This is a genomic window from Streptomyces sp. NPDC046335, from assembly GCF_055587985.1.
The window spans coordinates 674,281-695,506 of sequence record NZ_JBVJFF010000001.1 but is presented as its reverse complement, the minus strand read 5'-3'; the positions used below and the strand labels follow the sequence as shown (position 1 = coordinate 695,506).

Annotated in this window: 18 protein-coding genes; 11 read left to right on the top strand and 7 right to left on the bottom strand. The window is 72.4% G+C overall.

What is annotated here, in order from left to right:
• Positions 1-71 precede the first annotated feature (71 nt).
• The gene (locus ACZ6JY_RS03080) at positions 72-2,651 is read left to right on the top strand and encodes a M14 family zinc carboxypeptidase (RefSeq protein WP_469191617.1); all 2,580 of its coding nucleotides are present in this window, start codon (positions 72-74) and stop codon (positions 2,649-2,651) included.
• Positions 2,648-3,808 (top strand): serine hydrolase domain-containing protein, encoded by a 1,161-nt coding sequence (locus ACZ6JY_RS03075; RefSeq protein ID WP_469191615.1) that lies wholly within the window; start codon positions 2,648-2,650, stop codon positions 3,806-3,808. The genes ACZ6JY_RS03080 and ACZ6JY_RS03075 overlap by 4 nt, the downstream gene beginning before the upstream one ends.
• A gap of 90 nt (positions 3,809-3,898) precedes the next feature.
• Here the strand turns inward: ACZ6JY_RS03075 and ACZ6JY_RS03070 are convergent, their stop codons facing one another.
• Both ACZ6JY_RS03070 and ACZ6JY_RS03065 read right to left on the bottom strand, forming a co-directional pair.
• A complete protein-coding gene (locus ACZ6JY_RS03070; protein ID WP_469191613.1) occupies positions 3,899-4,327 on the bottom strand; it encodes an organic hydroperoxide resistance protein in 429 nt (142 codons plus the stop codon).
• 134 nt (positions 4,328-4,461) lie between these two features.
• Positions 4,462-5,496 (bottom strand): NADP-dependent oxidoreductase, encoded by a 1,035-nt coding sequence (locus ACZ6JY_RS03065; protein ID WP_469191612.1) that lies wholly within the window; start codon positions 5,494-5,496, stop codon positions 4,462-4,464.
• 129 nt (positions 5,497-5,625) lie between these two features.
• On the opposite strand from ACZ6JY_RS03065, the gene ACZ6JY_RS03060 reads away from it, so the two are divergent.
• Entirely contained in the window at positions 5,626-6,090 is a 465-nt protein-coding gene (locus ACZ6JY_RS03060) for a MarR family winged helix-turn-helix transcriptional regulator (protein WP_469191610.1), read from the top strand.
• A 93-nt stretch (positions 6,091-6,183) separates the two neighbouring features.
• Here ACZ6JY_RS03060 and ACZ6JY_RS03055 read toward each other — a convergent pair whose 3' ends face one another.
• Together ACZ6JY_RS03055 and ACZ6JY_RS03050 are read right to left on the bottom strand one after the other, a co-directional pair.
• On the bottom strand, positions 6,184-6,393 hold the full coding sequence (locus tag ACZ6JY_RS03055; RefSeq protein WP_469191608.1) for a DUF397 domain-containing protein: 210 nt from the start codon (positions 6,391-6,393) through the stop codon (positions 6,184-6,186).
• An 11-nt stretch (positions 6,394-6,404) separates the two neighbouring features.
• Positions 6,405-7,196 carry a DUF5753 domain-containing protein gene (locus ACZ6JY_RS03050; RefSeq protein WP_469191606.1) on the bottom strand — a complete coding sequence of 264 codons (792 nt, stop codon included), beginning with the start codon at positions 7,194-7,196 and terminating at the stop codon, positions 6,405-6,407.
• Between the two features lie 335 nt (positions 7,197-7,531).
• Between ACZ6JY_RS03050 and ACZ6JY_RS03045 the strand changes: the two genes are divergently transcribed.
• Complete coding sequence (locus tag ACZ6JY_RS03045) at positions 7,532-7,993, top strand: ATP-binding protein (RefSeq protein ID WP_469191604.1); 462 nt, start codon at positions 7,532-7,534, stop codon at positions 7,991-7,993.
• A gap of 16 nt (positions 7,994-8,009) precedes the next feature.
• Here the strand turns inward: ACZ6JY_RS03045 and ACZ6JY_RS03040 are convergent, their stop codons facing one another.
• A complete protein-coding gene (locus tag ACZ6JY_RS03040; RefSeq protein ID WP_469191602.1) occupies positions 8,010-8,720 on the bottom strand; it encodes an SCO2400 family protein in 711 nt (236 codons plus the stop codon).
• 166 nt (positions 8,721-8,886) lie between these two features.
• Between ACZ6JY_RS03040 and ACZ6JY_RS03035 the strand changes: the two genes are divergently transcribed.
• Positions 8,887-9,756 carry a YwqG family protein gene (locus tag ACZ6JY_RS03035; protein ID WP_469191600.1) on the top strand — a complete coding sequence of 290 codons (870 nt, stop codon included), beginning with the start codon at positions 8,887-8,889 and terminating at the stop codon, positions 9,754-9,756.
• 28 nt (positions 9,757-9,784) lie between these two features.
• Here ACZ6JY_RS03035 and ACZ6JY_RS03030 read toward each other — a convergent pair whose 3' ends face one another.
• Complete coding sequence (locus ACZ6JY_RS03030) at positions 9,785-11,098, bottom strand: PucR-like N-terminal domain-containing protein (protein WP_469191925.1); 1,314 nt, start codon at positions 11,096-11,098, stop codon at positions 9,785-9,787.
• Positions 11,099-11,134: 36 nt separating this feature from the next.
• A complete protein-coding gene (locus ACZ6JY_RS03025; RefSeq protein ID WP_447037225.1) occupies positions 11,135-11,287 on the bottom strand; it encodes a hypothetical protein in 153 nt (50 codons plus the stop codon).
• Between the two features lie 229 nt (positions 11,288-11,516).
• On the opposite strand from ACZ6JY_RS03025, the gene pgfA reads away from it, so the two are divergent.
• From pgfA to ACZ6JY_RS02995, 6 genes are all read left to right on the top strand, one after another.
• On the top strand, positions 11,517-12,551 hold the full coding sequence (pgfA, locus tag ACZ6JY_RS03020; protein ID WP_469191598.1) for a cell envelope lipid trafficking protein PgfA: 1,035 nt from the start codon (positions 11,517-11,519) through the stop codon (positions 12,549-12,551).
• Between the two features lie 300 nt (positions 12,552-12,851).
• On the top strand, positions 12,852-14,024 hold the full coding sequence (locus ACZ6JY_RS03015) for a glycosyltransferase family 4 protein (RefSeq protein ID WP_469191596.1): 1,173 nt from the start codon (positions 12,852-12,854) through the stop codon (positions 14,022-14,024).
• The gene (locus ACZ6JY_RS03010) at positions 14,025-14,753 is read left to right on the top strand and encodes a class I SAM-dependent methyltransferase (protein ID WP_469191594.1); all 729 of its coding nucleotides are present in this window, start codon (positions 14,025-14,027) and stop codon (positions 14,751-14,753) included. It begins immediately after the preceding gene.
• Positions 14,750-19,102: an alpha-(1->3)-arabinofuranosyltransferase gene (locus ACZ6JY_RS03005; RefSeq protein ID WP_469191592.1), complete on the top strand. Its 4,353-nt coding sequence runs from the start codon at positions 14,750-14,752 to the stop codon at positions 19,100-19,102. The genes ACZ6JY_RS03010 and ACZ6JY_RS03005 overlap by 4 nt, the downstream gene beginning before the upstream one ends.
• Entirely contained in the window at positions 19,099-20,484 is a 1,386-nt protein-coding gene (locus ACZ6JY_RS03000; RefSeq protein ID WP_469191590.1) for a condensation protein, read from the top strand. The genes ACZ6JY_RS03005 and ACZ6JY_RS03000 overlap by 4 nt, the downstream gene beginning before the upstream one ends.
• The gene (locus tag ACZ6JY_RS02995; protein WP_469191588.1) at positions 20,481-21,218 is read left to right on the top strand and encodes a class I SAM-dependent methyltransferase; all 738 of its coding nucleotides are present in this window, start codon (positions 20,481-20,483) and stop codon (positions 21,216-21,218) included. The genes ACZ6JY_RS03000 and ACZ6JY_RS02995 overlap by 4 nt, the downstream gene beginning before the upstream one ends.
• The last annotated feature ends 8 nt before the right edge of the window (positions 21,219-21,226 follow it).

The window sequence follows — 21,226 nt, the reverse complement described above, 5'->3', positions numbered from 1 at the left end:
TTACGGAAGGCCCTCTTGTTGCGCGCGAGTTGAACCGGTAAGACCTCGTTATCGATCTACCGGAGGTACGCATGGGTATATCCCGGCCGACAAGACCCGTTCTGGTCACCACCGCCGCCACGGCCGGCGCGCTGCTGTTCACCACGTTCGCCCCCGGTACCGCGACCGCGGACCCGATGCCGCGCCCCGTCGTCCGCGAAGGCTCGCCGCTGGGCGCCGACCGCGCGGCCAAGGCCCCGGAGCGGGCCGCCGAACGGGCCCTCGGTGACACGGGCGCCCCGGAGTCCGACAGCGGCAAGGGCCGTGGATATCCGCGGGAGCGGAAGCTCACCGCGCCTCCGGAGAATCCGGCCGACAAGTCGATAAAACTGGGGCTCACGCCGTACCACGGCATAGCCCCCGAGCTGAACGCCCTCCAGCGCATCGGCGACCGCGTGAGCGTGGAGGTCGCGGGCCGTTCCGCCGGCGGGCACGAGCTCTACCTGGTGACCGTGACGGCGCCCGAGTCGGCGCGCGAGACGGCCCGGCAGGAGCGGATGCGCGAGCGCATCGAGAACGCGCCGTCGGCCGCCGCGAAGGACAAGGCGATCAAGGCCTCGTACAAGACGCCGGTGTTCATCAACAACAACATCCACGGCAACGAGTGGGAGGGCACCGACGCCGCCCTGAAGCTCATCGAGAAGCTGGCGAAGGCCAAGGACAAGAAGAGCCGGGACCTGCTCGCGCACAACCGCATCTACTTCAGCGTCACCACCAACCCCGACGGCCGCATCGCGGGGACCCGCGCCAACGCCAACGGCTTCGACCTCAACCGCGACTTCATCACCGCCTCGCAGCCCGAGGCCCGCGCGGTCCGGCGGATCGCCGTCGACAAGCAGCCCGCGGTCATGATCGACCTGCACGGCTATGTGAACGGCACCCTGATCGAGCCGACCACTCCCCCGCACGGCGAGAACTACGAGTACGACCTCTTCCTGAAGAACTCCTACGCCAACGCCCTCGGCATGGAGGCCGCCGTCAACGGCCTCGGCTACACCGAGGCGAAGGACGGCGTCCTGCCCGCGGTCATCCCCTTCCGCGACCAGGAGGAGGGCTGGGACGACTGGCCGCCGATCTTCACCCCGCAGTACATGCCCTTCCACGGCGCGGTCGCGACGCACACCATCGAGTTCCCGATGCAGGTGAACAACGCGGAGTACGACTCGCAGCCGGTCGCCGAGCTGCGCCGCAGGGCCGCCATCAACGTGGACATCGCGGGCGCGGCCATGCGCGCGACCCTCGACTACACCGAGAAGCACCGCACTTCGGTGATCGCCGACCAGATCGAGGTCTTCCGGCGCGGCGCGACGGGCGCCGAGCAGGTCCCGGTCTCCGAGGAGACGGTGCCCGGCGTGCCCGGAATCGGCCCCGAGGACGTGTACACCACCGAGTTCCCGCGCGCGTACGTGATCCCCTCGGGGCGCGGCCAGCGCTCGGCGACGGCCGCGGCGCGGCTCGTCGACCACCTGGTGGCCAACGACGTACGGGTGGAGCGCGCGAGCCACGGCTTCCGGCTCGGCGGGCGGACGTACGCGAAGGGCTCGTACGTCGTCGACATGCACCAGCCCAAGCGGGGCCTGGCCAATGTGATGCTGGCCGACGGGCGTGACATCAGCGACAAGGTGTCGACGATGTACGACATCTCCGGGTGGAGCCTCGGGCGGCTCTGGGGCGCGAGCGTCGACACGGTCGAGGGCGGCGGCCTGAAGGGTGTCCACGCGCGCGTGGTGCGCGCCGCGTCCGGGGTCGGCCATGTGGCGCCGCGCGGCGCCCTGCGGCTGCGGCTCGACGACCCGCGCGAGGTCGCGGCACTCAACTCGCTCCTCGCGAAGGGCGTTCCCGCGCGGGACGACGGCAAGGGCGGTGCCATCCTGCCGTCGTCCGCGCGCGGGGCCGCGATGACCGCGGCGAAGAAGTACGACGTCGCGTTCGACGCCACCAAGACCAAGGGGCGTGCCGCGCTGCACCGTACGCGGGTGGCGGCGGCCGTCACGCCGGGCGAGCTGTTCGCGCTGCGGGAGATGGGCTTCGACGTGGTGCCCGTCTCCACGGCCGTGCTCAACGCCGGCTTCGACTGGAAGCGTGCGGACGCGCTCATGGTGTCGGCCGGGCTGGACCGCGCCAAGCTCAACGCGGCGGCGAAGTCCGCGCTCGACGCGTTCCTCGCCAAGGGCGGCGGCCTCGTCGGCCGTGGCGCGACCGGCGCCGCGCTGAACTCCGACGCCGGCCTGCTCGCCGCCGAGCCCGTGGAGGGCAACGGCGACGCCAACGGCGTGGTGCGCGTGACCAACGCGGGCGGCACGATCACCGGCGGCGCCCCCGGCCACAGCTTCGTCTACTCGCCGACGTGGTTCACCGACCTCGGCCCCGGCGTGCGCGCGGAGCAGAAGTACGGCACCGGCAATCCCCTGGTCTCCGGGCACTGGCGGCCCATGGATGACGGCACCGGCGGACCCGAGGACGCCGCGGGCCGCGCCTCGGTCGTCAGCGGGTCGGCAGGGCGCGCGGACGTGGTGCTCTTCGGCACCGAACCGCTCTTCCGCGACCACCCGAAGGGGATGTTCCCGCAGGTCGGGCGGGCCCTGCTGAGCGTCGGCAAGGCGTCGTCATGACCCGTGAGAGCCGCGTGCGGGGAACGGTCGCCGAGGGGTACGAGACGGTGCGCGAGGAGTTCACCGCCGTACTGGCGGGCGAGCTGCCCGAGTACGAGGGGCAGCTCGCCGCCTACGTACGGGGACGCAAGGTCGTCGACCTGTGGGCGGGCCCGGAGGTCACCGGCGAGAGCCTGTACGGCGTCTACTCCTCCACCAAGGGCGCCGCCCACCTCGTCGTGGCCCTGCTCGTGCAGGACGGGGTCCTGGACCTCGACCGGGCGGTCGCCCACTACTGGCCGGAGTTCGCCGCCGGGGGCAAGGGCGCGGTGACCCTGCGGGAGCTGCTCGCGCACCGGGCGGGCGTCGTGGGCACCGACTCCGGCTTCTCGCCCGAGGAGGTCGCCGACGACCGGGCGATCGCCGCACGCCTGGCCCCGCAGCGCCCCTTCTGGCGCCCCGGGGCCGCCTTCGGCTACCACGCCCTGTCCGTAGGGGCACTCTCCGGAGAGGTGGTCTTCCGGGCCACCGGACAGACCCTCCAGGAGGTGTACGAGGAGCGGGTGCGCGCCCCGTACGGGCTCGGCTTCTTCCTGGGGCTGCCCGAGGAGCACGAGGGACGGTTCCGTTCCGTGCTGCCGATGGCGCCCACGCCCGATGAGGCGGCGCTGCTCGCCTCGCTGCCGCCCCAGCCGCGGAGCCTCGGCTCCATCGCCTTCAACCGCCACGGGGCCGAGCCCACCGACCTGGAGGCGCTGCCCAACTTTCGCCTCGTGCGCGCCAAGGGGCCCGCGTCGGTGGGCGGGGTGGCGTCCGCGCGGGGCCTCGCCGGGATGTACGCGGCGGCGGTCACCGGCGTCGACGGCCGGGAGGCGCTGCTGAAGGCGGACACGGTCGCCGAGTTCGGGCAGGTGCAGTCGGTGGGGCACGACCTGGCGCTCAGCGCCTTCAAGGCGTTCGCGGTCGGCTTCCAGGCGACGGCGGTGGCCGTGTATCCGTTCCTGGGCGCGGGGACCATCGGGCACAGCGGCATCGGCGGCTCCCAGGCGTTCGCCGATCCGCGCGGCGGTCTCGCCTACGGCTACACGCGACGCCGGTACGCCTTCCCCGGCGGCCCGGCCGCGGAGAACGAGCGGCTGGTCCGCGCGGTCCACGAGGCGGCACTCGCGACGGGCTGACCCACGCGCGCGTGAGGGCCGCGCCCCGGCTACGGGGTGCGGCCCTCACGTACGGAGTGCCTGCGGCCCTTACGGGCGCACGGCGTGCGGTCAGGCGACCGCGAGCTCGACCTTGATGTTGCCGCGCGTGGCGTTCGAGTAGGGGCACACCTGGTGGGCCTTCTCGATCAGGGACTGCGCGGTGGCCGCGTCCACGTTCGGGATGGAGGCGGAGATCTCGACCTCCAGGCCGAAGCCGCCGGACTCGTTCTGGCCGATGCCGACCTTGGCGGTCACGGTGGAGCCGGATATGTCGGCGTTCTCCTTGCGGGCGACCACGCCGAGGGCGCCCTGGAAGCAGGCGCTGTAGCCGGCCGCGAAGAGCTGCTCGGGGTTGGTGCCCGCGCCGCTGCCGCCCATCTCCTCCGGCGGGTTCACGACGACGTCGAGCTTGCCGTCGTCGGTGGCCACACGGCCGTCGCGGCCGTTCTCCGCGGTGGCCACGGCGGTGTACTTGACGTCGATCTTCTGGATGGACATAGCTGCTGGTTCCTCCTGAGATGTGACGTGGCGCGCGCCCACAACCACGAATTCTGGAATCAGGTTATCGGATCCCGGAATTTCAAGCCGGAAGTGTCGGCGCTGGCGCCCGTCCGCACGGAGGAGTGCCGAGTTCAGCCGAGGGAGACGATCATCTTTCCGGTGTTCTCGCCGCGGAGCATGCCGAGGAAGGCCTCCACGCCGTTCTCGACGCCCTCGACGACCGTCTCGCGGTACTTGAGCTCTCCGGAGCGGATCCAGCCGCCGACCTCGCGGACGAACTCCGGCTGGAGCGCGCTGTGGTCCTGCACGAGCATGCCCGTGAGGCGCAGGCGCTTGCCGATGACCAGGGCGAGGTTGCGCGGGGCCGGGGTCGGCTCGGTGTCGTTGTAGCCCGCGATCATGCCGCAGATGGTGACGCGGCCGTGCACGTTCAGGCGGCTGATGGCGGCCTCCAGGTGCTCGCCGCCGACGTTGTCGAAGTAGACGTCGATGCCGTCGGGGGCGGCCTCCTTGAGCTGCTCGGCGACCGGCTTGTCGTCCTTGTAGTTGAAGGCGGCGTCGAAGCCGTACTCCTCCACGAGCAGCTTGACCTTCTCGTCGGAGCCCGCCGAGCCGATGACGCGCGAGGCGCCCTTGAGCTTGGCGATCTGGCCGACCTGGCCGCCGACCGCGCCGGCCGCGCCGGAGACGAAGACGGCGTCGCCCTCCTTGAAGGAGGCCACTTCGAGCAGCCCCGCGTACGCGGTCAGGCCCGTCATGCCGAGGACGCCGAGGTAGGCGGAGAGCGGCGCGGCCTCGGGGTCCACCTTGGTGGCGTGCTGCGCGGGCACGGAGGCGTACTCGCGCCAGCCGGCGAAGTGCAGGACGTGGTCGCCCACCGCGAAGCCCTCGGCGTTCGAGGCCACGACCTCGCCGACCGCGCCGCCCTCCATGGGGCGGTCGAGCTGGAACGGCGGGACGTAGGACTTCACGTCGTTCATCCGGCCCCGCATGTACGGGTCCACGGAGAAGTGGCGGTTGCGGACCAGGACGCGGCCCTCGGCGGGGGCCTCGACGGGGACCTCGCGCAGCGCGAAGTCCTCGGGGACCGGCCAGCCCTCGGGGCGCCGCACGAGGTGCCACTCGCGGCTGACGGACGGAAGCTGCTGCTCAGGGGTGACGGACATGAGGGGGTGTCCTCCTACGACTTCGATCTTCGACGGCGGTTCACGACAGCGAACCAGATACTTCAGGTTGTGAAACAACCATGCTCCTGGATATTTCATGATGTCAAGTAACCGGGTAACCTGATGAGCATGTCGAGCAGCACAGGTACGGACTCCGGTACCCCATCTCCGCGCACCGACCCGCTGACGCTTGAGGTCGTCGAGCTGATCGGCACGGTCGTGGGGCGCTACCACGAGGAGTACGAGGAGGCCGCGGCCGGGCACTCGCTGACCGGCGCGCAGGCGCGGGTCCTCGGGCTGCTCTCCCTGGAGCCGATGCCGATGCGCCGCATCGCCCAGAAGCTGAAGTGCGAGCCGTCGAACATCACGGGCATCGTCGACCGCCTGGAGGCCCGCGGCCTGGTGGAGCGGCGGCCCGACCCGGCCGACCGCCGCGTGAAGCTGGCGGCGCCCACGGCCGAGGGCAAGGTGGTGGCACGGGGCCTGCGCGACTCCCTGAACTTCGCCCGCGAACCACTGGGCCGCCTCTCCCACGAGGAGCGGGAGACGCTGCGGGGGCTGCTGCGGAGGATGCTGGGCGAGGGCCACCTGTGACTTGCAGGGAAGTCCCACACCCTCTCGCCCCGAGCTGGGCTTTCTCTCCCCCAGGTCGAGATTTTCCTGCAATCCCCGGTTGAGGGCGAGTCCTCAGCGGGATCGGCGGGTGGGTGTGACGTGGCCGTCTTTGAGCGCGGTCAGGAGGGCGTGGAGTTGCGGTGCGCCTGTGGTGAGGGCCGTGGCGGGGGCGTCGCTTTCGCGGAGGTGTATCGCTGTCGTCGTGACGGCGAGTTCGACGCAGTTGTCGCCGTCGCCTCCGCCGGAGTATGTCGACTTCTGCCAGTTGAGAGCGTTGGGCACGGTGGCACCTTTCACAGTTCGTGGATGATGCGGGTGATCAAGTCCCGCGACGCCTCGGGGGTGAGCGCGCTGTCCGCGACCCGTGCGTAGCGCGCCTGGTACCGCGTCATTCTTGCCTCGCCATCGAGGAATTGCGCGCCATGCGCGGTGTCGATCTGCACCGTATCCAGCTGATGGACCGGACCGTGCGCATACAGCATCGAGTACCCCGCGCCGGCGAAGTCCTCGCTGGTGAAAGGTACGACGCACACGGTCACGTGGTCCGATTCGGAACGGTCGAGGATGTGCTCCAACTGCGCGCGGGCCGTTTTGCGGCCGCCAACCCTGATGCGCAGTGCGGCCTCGTGGATCACCGCTTCGTACGGGGTCGGGGATGTGCCCGAGATGACTTGCTGACGTGCCGTGCGGAAGGCCACGTGGGCTTCCTGCCCCTCGCTGGGCCGGGCCGGCAACACGTACCGGAATGCGGCCCGCATGTGGTCCTCGGTCTGCAACAGGCCAGGGATGTGCGCTACTTCGAAGGTCTGGAGCCTGGAGGCATGATGCTCCAGTTCTGCCAGGTCAAGGCCGGTGGGTGCGACAACCCCGCGGTACTTCTCCCACCAGCCTTTGCCGCGCTCCAAGGACATGGCGACCAACGCGTCAACGTAAGCACCGTCTTGGCAGGCACAGTGCGCGGCCAGTTGACGGATTCGTTCCTCGCTGATGCCACTGCGCCCAGTCTCCACGGCGCTCTGCTGCATCGGATTCGAGCCGAGCAGCGCGGCCGCCGCGCGGGCCGTGACTCCCGCGCGTTCGCGCATCTTGCGCAGCTCGCTTCCCAGACGCTCCTGCCGGGCGGTGGGGGAACTCCTTGGCGGCATTGGCACTTACTCCCAGGTTGATCGGCTGAACGAGTATGCCGCGCCCGCTGCGGGCGAGTCACCGGAAAGAGGGGAAGAGGCGTCATTACCTTGTGCCGTCACTACGTTACGCCTTACCTTCAGTGGCGTACTCGGCACTCTGAGTGAGGGCAGCCTGTGCTGCCCCGAACTCAGCCAAGCCCCACGCCAGTTGGAAGCGCACTCGCGGCGCGTGAGTCGCGGGCATTGCCACCTGCCGGCGGCGCACCCCACACCCCTGACGGAGTTGACCTGCCATGCCCAAAACCATCCCCGCCGCCCCGCTCGCCCCCGCCTGGCCCCCCGACCCCCAGGTCGCCCCGTACACGTACACCCTCTTCTGTCCGCCCCTGGAGACCTCTCCCCGCATCGCCCGCGACTTCGTCGCTTCCGTCCTTCGCTCCCGGCGGCTCGACGGTCTCGTCGACTCCGCCGCCCTCTGCACGTCCGAACTGGTCACCAACGCCTGCGTGCACGCCGTGGGCGCGGGGTCGCTGGTGTGGCTCTTCGTCGAGGCGTCGGGCGTGCGCGTCACCGTGTACGACGGGGCGTCCGACGAACTGCCGGTCATGCGCGAGGGCTACGACGCCGAGTCCGGGCGTGGACTCTGGCTCGTCGATGCCATGAGTGGGGGGCGCTGGGGGAGCGGGCCCGGGGCGCCCTTCGGGGGTGGGGGCGCCGGCGCGGGCAAGGGGGTCTGGTTCGAACTGCGGACGTGAGAGCCGTGGGCTCGGCTCAGGTGCACCACCACAGGAAGCGGTCGCAGTCCCTCGTCGGGGTCGGCTCCGGGGTCGGGGTGGGCCTCGGGGCCTCGGTGACGGGCGGGGCCGCGGTCGGACGTGGTGTGTCCGGGGTGTCCGCCGCCGGGGGCGCGGTCGTCGAGGGGCGCTCCGGCTGCCCGTCGCTCGCCTCCTCGTCCTCCCCGGGCCCGTCCTCACCGCTCTCGCGGTCCTTCTTCGCCTTTCTCCTCTTCTCCGCGGCCTTCGCCTGCTCGCTCCCGGCCGCCGAGGCCGTCCCCGTGGCCGCCGCCTTCCCGGCCGACGCACTGCCGCCCGGCGCCGCGGTGCCCGGCGCGGACGCGCTCTCGCCCGCGTCGTCGTCCGGGGCGGACGCGGCCGTGGGCTGCTCCGACGGGCCCTCGGTGCCCAGTTCGGCGAGGCTCAGGCCGCCGGCCGCGAGCGCGAGGCCCGCGGTGACGAGGAGGAGCTTGCGGCGCCTGCGCCGGTGTGCGGCGCGACCGCGCCCCCCGCGGCGGGCCCGACCCCCGGCCCGGCCCCCGGCCCTGCCTCCGCGGGGCGACTCCTCGTCGTACGCGCCGCCTTGGGCATCAAGCTCCTCGGCGGCGAGGGACTGCGTGTACTCCCGGTCCGTTTCGGCCGGGGTTCCGCACCCCGGGCAGGCGAGGGCTCCGTTGAGGTGCCTGCGGCACGGGTGGCAGTAGTCCATGAGGCTTGGAGGCTAGGCGCCGCCCGGGTGACAGCGGAAGCCGCCACTGTGAAAGTTGTGTGCGGAATGAACAACTCCGGCGTGGCCGCCTTGTCGGGCGCTCCCCCGCGGCCTCGCCGGGCGGTCGCCGACGGCGTTGTCAGTGGCAGGAGGCATGATTCAAGACATGACGCAGAACTCCTCCGGCGAGTTGTACGCCCTCGCGCACGAGCACCTCCCCTCCGACGTGGCCGAGCGGTGGCTCGGGCTGCTGCGGCCCGGCATCCGGCTCGCCGCGGCGGGTGGGGACGAGGCCGTGGTGGGGCAGTTGGGCGGTGAGCCCCGGCTTCCGGACGCCGTGGAGTGGCCGGAGTGGGAGGGGCATGGCCCGCTGTCGTTCATCGCCTCGGTGGACTGCGCGGCCCTGCCCGCGGGCGCCCTCGACGTGCCGTTCCCCGCGTCCGGCACGCTGGCCTTCTTCTACTACGACGGCCAACTGGACGGGGACGACGAGGCGTTCGTGGAGGTGGACGATCCGGAGACATGGGCGGGCGCCCGGGTCATATACGTACCGGCGGGAGCATCGACCGCCCGCCTCGACACACCGCGCGAACTGGAGGCCTACTCCCACGTGCCGCTCGCCGCGCGCGTGGAGCTGACGGTGGCGGAGCCCACGCATCCGCAGATCCAGGAGGTCCTCGCGCCGGACGCGGAGGCCTTCCAGGACTACGAACACCCGGTGTGCGACGAGAAGTTCGTCGACGCCCTGTGGAATTACGACGACGAGGCGGTCCACCAGCTCGGCGGCACACCGCAGTCGGTGCAGGGCCCCGTCGAGCTGGAGGTCGCCCGCGCCGCCCTCGGCCCGGGGACGGACTGGCACGACCCCCGGCTCGCCGAGGAGATGCGGGAGTGGGTGCTTCTTGCCCAATTCGACTCGGACGACACGGCGGACATGATGTGGGGCGACGGCGGCTGCCTCTACTGGCTCATACGCAGGGACGACCTGGCCGACCTCCGCTTCGACCAGGCCATGTTCACCTGGCAGTGCTGCTGACGGGCCCCCGGAGCCGGAGGCACCAGTCCTAGGCCCGCCCCAGCTGTCCCCTCAGCCTGCGGGCCCGCAGCACCAGTTCGAGCTCGAAGCGGCGGTCCGGGTCGTCCACCTCGTCGCCCCACAGTTCCCTTATCTGGCGCAGGCGGTAGCGGACCGTCTGGGGGTGGACGCCGAGCCTCGCCGCGACCTCCGGGGCGCCGCCGCGCGTCTCCAGCCAGGCGAGGAGGGTCTCGGCGAGGCGGCGGCCGTGGGCGGGCCCGCAGTGGTTCAGGGGCGCGAGGCAGCGGCGGGCCAGGTCCTCGATGAGCTCCTCGGGCTGGAGCAGCACCAGCGCTTCGGTGTGCTCCGTGCAGTGCAGGACCTCCCCGGCGGGCAGCAGCCCCCGCTCCATGAGCCGTACGGCGGCCTCGGCCCAGCGCAGCGACTTCGCGGCGTCGGCGAGCGGCACGGGCGGGCCGATGGCTCCCGCCCAGCCGGTCATGGCGCGGCGCAGCAGTTCGGGGCGGCCCGCGGCCTCGGGGTCGGGCACGACCATGCGGGGCTGTTCGGCCTCCATGTCGAGCAGGACGCCCTCGCCGACGGCCGGGGCGACGGCCTCCCTGGCCGGGCGGAGCAGCACACCCACCGCGACGCGTTCGGGAAGCTGCCAGCCGACGCGGGCGGCCCGTTCGCCGAGGCCGTTGCCGAGCGTGGCGGCGCCCCGCCCGGAGGAGCGTCCCGAGCCACGGTCGCCGTAGGGCGCGGAGCCGCCGGTCTCGGGGCGCCGCTCCGAGAGCAGCAGCTCCATGAGCTTGCGCTGGAGCCGCAGCCGTTCGCCCGCCTCGCGGGCCGCGGCCTCGGCGTAGCCGCGTACGGACTGGTCGACGAGGCCGTCGAGGTACTCGAAGCCGGACTCGGCGAGTTCGTACATGGCGGGGGGCGGGATGTCTATCTGCTGGCCGATCTCGGCCAGGCGGCGCCAGGCGAGCCGCACGCCGAGGCGGTAGATCGCCTGGAGCGAGTCGAGGCTGCGGCCGTGCAGGCCCTCGCCGCGGCCGAATTCCTGGAAGACCTCCAGGTGATAGCGCGGCCTGCCCTCCTGCGACGCCAGTTGCTGGACGAAGCCCTCCAGGGCGCGGCGGATGCCCACCAGCGCCATCGGCTCGCCCGAGTCGTCGAGGACGACGGGGAGGCCGGGGTACTCGGCGCGGATCTCGCGCAGGATGTCCTGGGCGAGCGAGGGCACCTCCTCCAGGGCCAGGGCGGCGAACCTCCGCACCTGGCGGGGCGGCACGTCACGCCAGGCGGAGCGCGACCCCGACGAGCCCTGGCCGCCGGGGGCGGGCGCGGCTCGGGAGGCCACGTCAGTGGGGTGGGTATCGGTGGGGGCCACGGTCGCTCACTGACCCCGCTCAGGGGTCTCGTAGTGGACCAGCGGCGTATTGGGCTGGTCCGGGGTGGCGTCGAGGAGCGCGACGATGCCGAGGGCCGCGCCCACGGCGAGCAGCGCCCCGGCGGCGGCGGTGAGCGAAGCGGCGAGCAGTCGGTGCATTACAAGGGCCAGCCTCTCTGTCGGAGGTCGTCCCCACCCAGGTCACCCGGGAGGCCACGGCCGTACATCCTCGGCCGTGAAGTCCCGGTCACACAGTCCCTGCCGGCCCCGCCCGGCAGGTGCTCAGTGTTTGGTACGCATTGACACCTAGTCAAGGGTGCGCTTACGTTCCCGGCCCATAACGTACGGCTCGGTAACACTTCTCCCGCCCATAGCCCAGGAGTGCCCCATGCGCCGCCCCACCTCGCCATTCTCACTGATCCTCCTAGGTCTCGGCGCGTTTCTTCTGGTCCTGGCACCGTTGCTCGCCTGGTACGTGGAGCCACGCGCGAAGCGCACACCCACTGATATCGATACGATCACCGTCTTCAAGGGCACCGGAAGCTATTTCGACACCAAGAAGGTCAAAACGGTCCGCGACAAGGGCCTCACGATCACCCGGCAGGTGCGCGGTGACGTCGCGGACAGCGAGAAGCACGGGCGCGCCATCTGGGACGTGGTGACCTCCGTCGACCCGGACAGTTCGCTGCCGGCCGCCGACCCGCACGACTCGCTCCAGTGGACGCAGGAGCGCTGGGTGACCGACCGGAAGACGAACCTGCCGGTGCACTGCTGCGGCGAGAAGCCGAACTTCGAGGGCGAGGCGTACCTGAAGTTCCCCTTCGACGTGGAGAAGCGGTCCTACCGCTGGTGGGACAACACGCTGGGGGCGACGGTGCCGCTCACCTACCGGGGCACGAAGAAGATCCAGGGCTACGAGGGCTACCGGTTCACGGCCACGGTGAAGGCCACCAAGACCGGCACGCGCCAGGTGCCCGGGCTGCTGGTCGGGCAGCCGAAGAAGAGCCAGGTGATCGCCGACGAGTACTACGCCAACCACGGCATCGAGCTCGTCGCGGACCAGCGGACCGGCCGGATCATCTACGCCGCCATCGGGCCGCGCAAGACACTGCGGGCGCCTGGCTCGGACAAGGACGCGACGGTACTGCTCGACAGCGACCGCATCGCGTTCGACACGGCCACGCAGAAAGCGCAGGTCAAGCTCGCCAAGGACGACAGCGACCGCCTGAAGCTGGTCGGCGGGACGCTGCCGGTGGCGGCGGGGGCGCTCGGCGCGGTGCTCGCGGTGGCCGGGATCGTCCTGGTCGTCCGGGGGCGCAGGGACGACGGCGCGAACGGCCCCGGCAGCGGGGACGGATCGGCGGAGCCGGGGAGTCCGAATCCTGATACGTCCCGAAGCCCCCTGCAGTCCACCACGATGTGATGAGACGTCAGCCCTGAATGGCCCCGAAATTGTCACTTCGGTGAGTAGCCGCGCGGTGCCGCTCGGCGAAAACTGACCACCCCACCCGAGCACAGTCCCCGCACCACCCGAGCACAGCCCCCGCACCACCCGAGCACAGGCCGGGCACGACACGTCCGCGGGACGACCCCACCGCCCGCGGCCCGGCCGCCGCTCCACCCCGCAGCACCCCCGTAGCAGGACCCCCCGCAGAACCCAGCAGGACCGTTCCGCCGACCCGACCCCCCACAGTTCCGCACCCTGAGACGAGTTGGAGCACGCATGCCCCAGCACGTACCGTCGTCGCTGCGCACGGCCGCCCCACGCCGCGCGGAGCGGCTTCCGGCGCCTCCCCCACAGCCGCGCCGGATCGTCTTCCTCGCCCACCGCGACCTCGGCAACCCGGCCGCGGGCGGCTCCGAACTGCTCGTCGACCGGCTGGCCGACGGGCTCAGCAACCTGGGCCACCAGGTCACGCTGCTCTGCGGCGGCCCCGCCGCCCACCGCGACTACCGCGTGGTGTCCGCGGGCGGCGACCTCGGTCACTACCTGCGGGCGCGCTCGGCGTTCACCCGGCAGGTGGGCGACTGCGATCTGCTCGTCGAGGTCTGCAACGGCATGCCGTACCTGGCGCCGCTGTGGCACAGGGGACCCACCCTGTGCCTGGTCAACCACGTCCACACCGACCTCTGGGGGATGCGCTTCCAGGGGGCGCTCGCCCCCGCGGCCAGGCTCGGCCGGAGACTGGAGCACTGGGCGCTCTCCGGCGCCCAGCGCGGCAATCTCCTGGTGGCCGTCTCGCCGTCGACGGCCACCGCGCTGCGCGCCATCGGCGTGGAGCGCGACCGCATACGCATCGTGCACAACGGCGTCGAGGAGCCGGGCCCGCTGCACGCCCGCTCCGACGAACCGCTGTTCCTGGCGATGGGACGCCTCGTCGAGTACAAGCGGATCGGTCTGCTGCTCCGCCTGTGGGAGCGCGTCAGACCCGTCACGGGCGGCCGGCTCGTGATCGTGGGCGACGGTCCCGAACGCGCCCGCCTGGAGCGGATGGCCGGCCCCGGCGTCGAATTCAGGGGGCATGTCTCCGAGGCGGAGAAGCACCGCCTGCTGTGCGAGGCCTGGATGCTGCTCCACCCCTCCGCCGTGGAGGGCTGGGGCCTGGTCATCACCGAGGCCGCGACCCGTTCCACTCCCTCGGTCGGCTTCGACGTCCCCGGGGTCCGCGACTCCATCGAGGACGGGGTGACCGGCCTCCTCGCCCGCGGCGAGAGCTCCTTCGCCGCGGCCTGGTGCACCCTCGCACTCAGCGCGGAGCGCCGCAGAGCCCTCGGCAAGGCCGCGGGCGAGCGGGCCACGCAGTTCCGCTGGGGCAACACGGTCCACCAGTTCCAGGCAGTGGCGGCCGAGGCCGTCGCCGCGCATCTGGAGCCCGAGTCACCCCAGAGGCCCTGAGTGAAAGACCCCTCTCTGCGCCGTTCCGCCACGCTCTTCAGGGCCTTCCTGCGCGAGCAGCAGGAGCCCGAGCGCTGCTACACACTCCTCGCCAGGGACGCCGCCGACCAGGTCGAGGCGTACGGCCCCGTGAAGGACCGCGTCGTCGTCGACATCGGCGGCGGGGGCGGCTACTTCACCGAGGAGTTCCGGCGGCGCGGCGCACAGAGCCATCTCTTCGAGCCGGATCTCGCGGAGATGACGGCATCGGGCACCAAGCCGCCGGAGGGCTCGGTCCTGGCCGACGGCTATCTGCTGCCGCTGGCGGACGGCGTCGCCGACGTCACGTTCTCCTCGAACGTCCTTGAGCACGTCGACGACCCGCAGACGTTCCTCAGCGAGATGGTCAGGGTCACCAGGCCCGGCGGCCTCATCTATGTCTCCTTCACCAACTGGCTCTCCCCCTGGGGCGGTCACGAGTGGGCGCCCTGGCACTACCTGGGCGCCGACCGGGCCCGCGCCCGCTATGAACGGCGTACGGGAAGAGCCGCGAAACACAAGCTCGGCGAGAACCTCTTCGCACACCACGTCGGCACGACCCTGCGCCAGGTGCGGGCCCGCGACGACGTGGACGTGGTGACGGCGCGCTCGCGCTACTGGCCGTTCCTGGCCGGGGCGATCACCAAGGTGCCGGGTGTGCGCGAGGTCGCGACCTGGAATCTCCTTCTCATCCTCAGGCGGTGTCCATGACCACGGTCCAGGCCCCACCCCCGGCGGCCGTACGGCCCACGACCGATGCCCCTGAACCCTCGCGGGGGCCGCGCTCGCGGCGCTGGCTGCTGGGGTTCTGGGCCGTGGCGTTCGTACTGCTCCTCGCGGTGAAACCCGGGCGCATGACGTTCGACACCAAGCTCGGTGTCGCCGTCGACCCCTGGCAGTTCCTCTCCGACCTGGGCCAGCTCTGGCACGACCGGGGCGGCTTCGGAGGCATCCAGGACCAGTACGTCGGCTACGCGTTCCCGATGCTGCCGTTCTACGGGCTCGCCAAGCTCGTGCAGCTCCCGGTCTGGGTGGCGGAGCGGCTCTGGTTCTCGCTGATCCTGGCGGTCGCGTTCTGGGGTGCCCTGCGGCTCGCCGAGCGCCTGGGCATCGGCAGCCGCCCGAGCCGGCTGCTCGGCGCGGTGGTGTACGCCCTGTGGCCGACGTTCACCGTGGTCCTCGGCTCCACGTCGGCGGCGGCGCTGCCCGGCGCCTTCCTGCCGTGGGTGCTGCTGCCGCTGACGAACCAGCGGATCAGCGCACGCCTGGCCGCGTGCCGTTCGGTGCTGATCATCCCGTTCATGGGCGGGGTGAACGCGGCGGCGACGCTCGCCTCGCTGCTGCCCGTGGGCCTCTATCTGCTCTCCCGGCCGAACGGCCCGCGCAAGCGGAAGCTGATCACCTGGTGGGTGCCCGGCGTCATCCTGGCCACCGCCTGGTGGGTCGTACCGCTGCTCATGCTCGGCATCTACGGCGAGAACTTCCTGCCCTACGTGGAGGACTCGGCCACCACCACCGGCACCATGTCGGCGACCGAGACCCTGCGCGGCGCCGGCAACTGGGTGGCCTACCTGCACTTCGGCGAGGCCTGGCTGCCCGCCGGATGGACGGTGGCGACCTCCGTCATGGCCGTCGTCTGCTCGGCGCTCGCCGCCGCCGTCGGCCTCGCGGGCCTCGCGCGGCGCGATCTGCCGGAGCGGCGCTGGCTGGTCCTGACGGTCCTCTCGGTCGTCCTGATCACCCTCGCCGGGTACGGCGGCGCGTTCGGAGCCCCCTTCCACGGCACCGTCCAGTCCTGGCTGGACGGCGGGCTCGTCCCCTTCCGCAACATCTACAAGTTCCAGACGGGCCTCGCCCTCGCCCTGGTCCTCGGCCTGACGCACCTGGTGGGCGTGGCCTCACAGGCGCGCGGCGCCCGGCGGGTACGGGGCAGACGGTACGCGCCGCTCATCGCGGCGGTCCTCGTCCTGCCCGGCCTCGCCCTGCCCTATGTCAACGGCTCGATCCTCCAGCCGGGTTCGTTCCAGAAGCTGCCCACCTACTGGCAGGCGACGGCCGACTGGCTGGAGAAGTACTCGCCCGACTCGCGCGCCCTGGTCGTGCCCGCGACCGCGCACGGCATCTACACCTGGGGCTCCCCCATCGACCAGCCCCTCGACGTGCTCGCCGACTCCCGCTGGGCGCAGCGCGACTACGTGCCGTTCGGCACGCCGGGCAACCGGCGCGCGATGGACGCCGTCGAGCAGGCGCTGCGGACCGGCGCCGAGGTGCCGGGGCTGCGCGACTACGTGACGCGGGCCGGCCTGTACTACGTCGTCGTACGCAACGACCTCGACCCCGACCAGGTCGGCAACGTGCCGACCGCGACGGTCAAGCGCACCCTGGAGGAGTCCGGCTTCCGCCGCGTCACGGGCTTCGGCCCGCAGACCACCGGCGGCATCATCGCCAACGACACCCCCGTGCAGGTGGAGGGCCTCTACCCGCGCCAGCGCGCCGTGGAGGTCTACGCCCCCGACACCGGCGCCGAGCGGCCAGGACAGGCCGGCCTGAAGCCCGTCTCCAACACCGCGGTGGTCAGCGGCGGCCCCGAGTCGCTGCTTCCGCTCTCCGCCGATCCTCGGATGCGGGACCGTCCCGCCGTGCTGACCGGCGACAACCACCCGGGCGTAGGGACTCCGGGCCTGCAAGCGGTCGGTGACGGCCTGCGCCGCGCAGACACCCGCTTCGGCCTGGTCAACTCCAACACCTCGTACACCTACGGCCGCGACGAGAAGAACGCGCCCGACGCGCTCCAGAACCCGGGCGAGAAGCCGCACCAGATCCTGCCGAGCGACGGCGTCGAGCACCAGACGACGGCGGAGCTGCGCGGCGCCAGGTCGGTCACGGCGTCCAGCTACGGCAACTGGCTCTTCCACCTGCCGCAGTACGACCCGGTGAACGCCTTCGACGGGAACCCGGCCACGGCCTGGGCCGAGGGCAACGCCGGTTCGGCGGACGGCGAGTGGATCAGGGCCGAGTTCAACGCGAAGATCGACGTGCCGTCGTCCTTCCGCGTCACCCCGCTGCCGCAGGACGGCGTGCGGGCCGCGCCCACCCGCGTCCGGGTGGAGACGGAGCACGGCAGCGTCACCAGCCCGCTCCGGACCGACGGCGAGCCGCAGCGCGTCAAGGCCGCGGCGGGCGAGACGGACTTCATCAAGATCACGATCCTGGACACCCAGGTGGCACGCCCCGGCCTGACGGGCGCGGGCTTCTCGGAGATCTCGATCCCGGGGGTACGGGTCACCCGGCTCCTCCAGCTCCCCACCGACGCGGAGAAGACCACCGAAGCGAAGGCGACCACGTACTCCCTGCACCGCACCTCCGACCCCGGCGCCTTCTCTCAGGTGGACACCGAGTCGGGCCTGCACCGCCGGTTCACGACGACGGCCGACGGCGAGTACGAGGTGAAGGCGAGCGCGGTGGCCTTGCCAGGACGTGAGCTCGACGAGCTGCTCTACAAGGTGGCTCCCGAGCAGGAGCAGCAGATCATCGCGACCGCCGACTCCACCGCGAAGCTCGGCAGCGGTCTCTCGCCGCGCAACCTCACCGACGGCGACCTGACCACGGCCTGGGTCGCGGGCGACGAGAACCGGCCCGTCATCCGCCTCAAGTGGCCGGACAAGCAGCCGGTGGGCGAGATCGTGCTGCCCGCGGCGGGCGGCCTGTCCACCCGGCCGCAGAAGATCGAGATCAGCTCGCCGGACGGCGCGGCGACCGCGGGCGTCGACGAGAACGGCAACGCCCGCTTCGCCCCGATCACCACGGACCAGATGGACATCACCATCACGGAGACGGCGCCCCTGACGGTCCACAACCCGGTGGCGGACGCCGACCTCCAGCTCCCCGTGGGGCTCACCGAGGTCTATGTCCCGGCGCTCGACACGTACCGCACGAAGCAGCCCGACCCGACGGAGCGCTTCTCGCTCCCCTGCGGCCAGGGCCCGGTCATGTCGATCGACGGCGAGCTGTACGAGTCGAGCGCGAAGGGCACGGTCCGCGACCTCACCGACCGCCGCCCGATCGAGATCAGCCTCTGCCGGCTCGGCGAGAAGGACACCACGGTCGAGCTGGAAGCCGGTGCGCACAGCGTCGAGACCGGCGACGCGGGCCCCCTGGCCGTCATGGACGCGTCCCTCACCCGGGGCACGCCGGGCAGCGTCGACGAGGCCGCGCGTGAGCTGAAGGTCAAGGACTGGCTCGGCGACCGCCGTGAGCTGGCGGTCGGCGCGGGAGCGGCCTCGTACCTCACCACGTACGAGAACGTGAACGACGGCTGGAAGGCGACCCTGAACGGCAAGGAGCTCACCTCGCTGCGGCTCGACGGCTGGCAGCAGGGCTGGCTCGTGCCCGAGGGCGAGGGCGGCACGGTGAAGCTCACCTACGAGCCGTCGACGGTCTACGAGATCGGTCTCATCCTGGCCGGTGTCGGCGTGCTCCTCCTGATCGGGCTCGCCGTCCTCTGGCGCCGCGAGACCGACCCGGACGCCGCGGCGCCCGCGCCGCCCGCCCCCGGCCTGATCCTCGGCACGGTGGCGCTGACCCTGGTGGCGGCGGTCATCGCGGGCCCGTTCGCCCTGCTCGTGCCCGCGCTGGCGCTCCTCGCCCGGTGGCGGCACGCGCTGCTCGTGCCGATCGCGTTCGTCGCGATGGCGGGAGCGGGCATCGTGGCGGCGACGGGCGCGGGCGGTGCGGGCGCCGCTTCGGACGAGGGCGCGTTCGGCCACACGGCCCAACTGCTCGCGCTGATCGCCCTGTTCGCGGCCCTGGTCTCCGTACAGGAGCGGGCGGCACGTCAGCCGGATGTCGACGACACGCTGGTGTACGGGCCCGGCGCGGGCCCCGCGCCCCAGCCGCCCGCCCAGCCTCCGACGCCCCCGCTGCCGCACCGCAAGCGCGGTCCGGGCGAGCCGCAGGTTCCGGTGGGCCCGGAGGCGGGCCCCACGGTCTCGGCCCGCGGCCCCGCCGCGGGACCACCGGCCGAAGGCCCGCACACCCCGGGGGGAGACACGCAGCGATGACCGCACTTGAGCACCCGGCCCGGCGCGCGGGCGGTTCCGGACGGCCGCCCGGACGCGTGCCGTTCCCCGTAGTCGACGAGGTCTCCCGGCACTGCCTCCAGGAGGAGGAGCCGGAGACCGTGCACATCGAGGTGCACCTGCCGGGCACCCCGGATCCGGCCCGGCTGAAGGCCGCGTTCCACGAGGCCCTGCGCCGCCACCCCCGCATCCTGATGCGGGAGGCGCGCGGCCCCTGGTACCGCCGCCGCTACGAGTGGGAGCTGACGGCGGAGGCGGACATGGAGGTGGTGGCCTTCCCGCCGGGCGGGCCGGACGCCCTGAAGCACGCCCGCGAACGCGCCCTCGCCGAAGCTCCGCCGCTGACGGCCTCGCCGCCGATCCGCCTGGAGGTGCTGCCCGCGGAGGACCCGCCGACGGATTCGGCCGGGGCGGTCGCGGACGGCGGCTCGGTCCTCCTGCTCACCATCAATCACACTGCCCTCGACGGCCCCGCCTGCCTCCGCGTCCTCGCCACGGCCGCCGAGATCTACGGCGGCGGGGACAACTCCCCCACCGCGCCCCCGACCCGGCAGCCGGAGGGCGCGGGCTCCGCCGCCGGGCCGCCGCCGGACACCGCGTCGGGCTGGGCGCCACCGGCCCGGGTCAGCAAGGGCGCGCCCGAGCCGTCGCCGGGCAACGGCATGCTCATCGCCGAGCTGCCCGTGCCGCGCAGGCCCAAGGGCTCCGCGTTCACCGTGAACGACCAGCTCATGGTGGCGACCGCGCTGATGATCGCGCACTGGAACCGCGAACACGGGGCCCGGCCGAAGCCGCTGCGCATCACCATGCCGGTGGACGACAGGCCGCGCGACGCGAGCATGCCGATCGGCAACGGCACCCGCCTGGTCGAGGTGCCCTTCGGCGCGGGCGAACTGGCCGGCCGCGACTGGACCCCTGAGGCCATCCGCGGTCTGCTGTGCCGCACCTCCGAGCGCACCCGCGCGCTCAAGGCCATGGCGCGCCCGCAACTGGGCCACGGGGCCGCGCTGCTGACCGCGCCCGTGCTCCCGGTCACGTTCCGGGCGGCCATCACACGCGGGCTGCGCAGGGCCGCCGCGCCCTGGACGTCGACGACGCTCCTGAGCAACATCGGCCGCATCCCGTACGCCCTGGACTTCGGTGACGCCGGCCGGGCGCACGCCGTGTGGTTCTCCGCGCCCGCCCGGCTGCCGCGCGGTCTCACCGTGACCACCGCGTCGACCGCGGGCCGGCTGCACCTCGCCCTGCGCTGGTCGAAGACGCTGCTCAGCCACGGCGACGGCGCGCATCTGCGGGATCTGTTCGAGCACTACCTCCATGCGACGGAGCACACGGAGGCCGACGGGAACGGGAGGCACCGGTGACCACCGCGACGACCAAACCCCCGGCCGGGCTGCGCGACTTCTACGAGGACCCGGCCGTCCCCGTGGCCTCCGGCGACGCCCGCAGCCTCCGCCAGGCCCGCATCCTCGCCGCCGCGCTCGGCCCCGCCACGTCCGGCGCCGCCACGGTCCTCGACGTCGGCTGCGGCGACGGCACGGCCGCGGCGACCGCCGCGCCGCTGCTCGCGGGCCACCGGGTGATCGGCGTCGACTGGTCACAGGACGCCCTGAAGCGCGCCCACGCCCACCTGCCCGACGTCGTACGGGGCGAACTGACGGGCGGCGGCCTGCCGTTCGCGGCCGGGTCCGCCGACGCCGTGCTGTTCAGCGAGGTCATCGAGCACCTGGTGGACCCGGACAGCGCGCTCGACGAACTGCGCAGAGTCCTCAGGCCGGGCGGGCACCTGATGCTGTCCACCCCCAACCTCGCCGCCTGGTACAACCGCGGCCTGCTCCTCGCGGGCGTACAGCCGGTCTTCTCCGAGGTCAGCCTGCGCGGCATCCACGGCCGCCCCGGCACCGAGGTCGTGGGCCACCTGCGGCTCTACACCGCCCGCGCCCTGCGGGAGTTCGTCGCGGCGAGCGGCTTCGAGGTGGTCCGCCTCTCCGGAGCGCCCTTCCACGGCGTGCCGCGCCCGCTGCGCGCCCTGGACCGGCTCGCCTGCGCGGTGCCGAGCGCCTCGTCGATCCTGCTGCTGCACGCCCGAAGGACTTGAGTCCCATG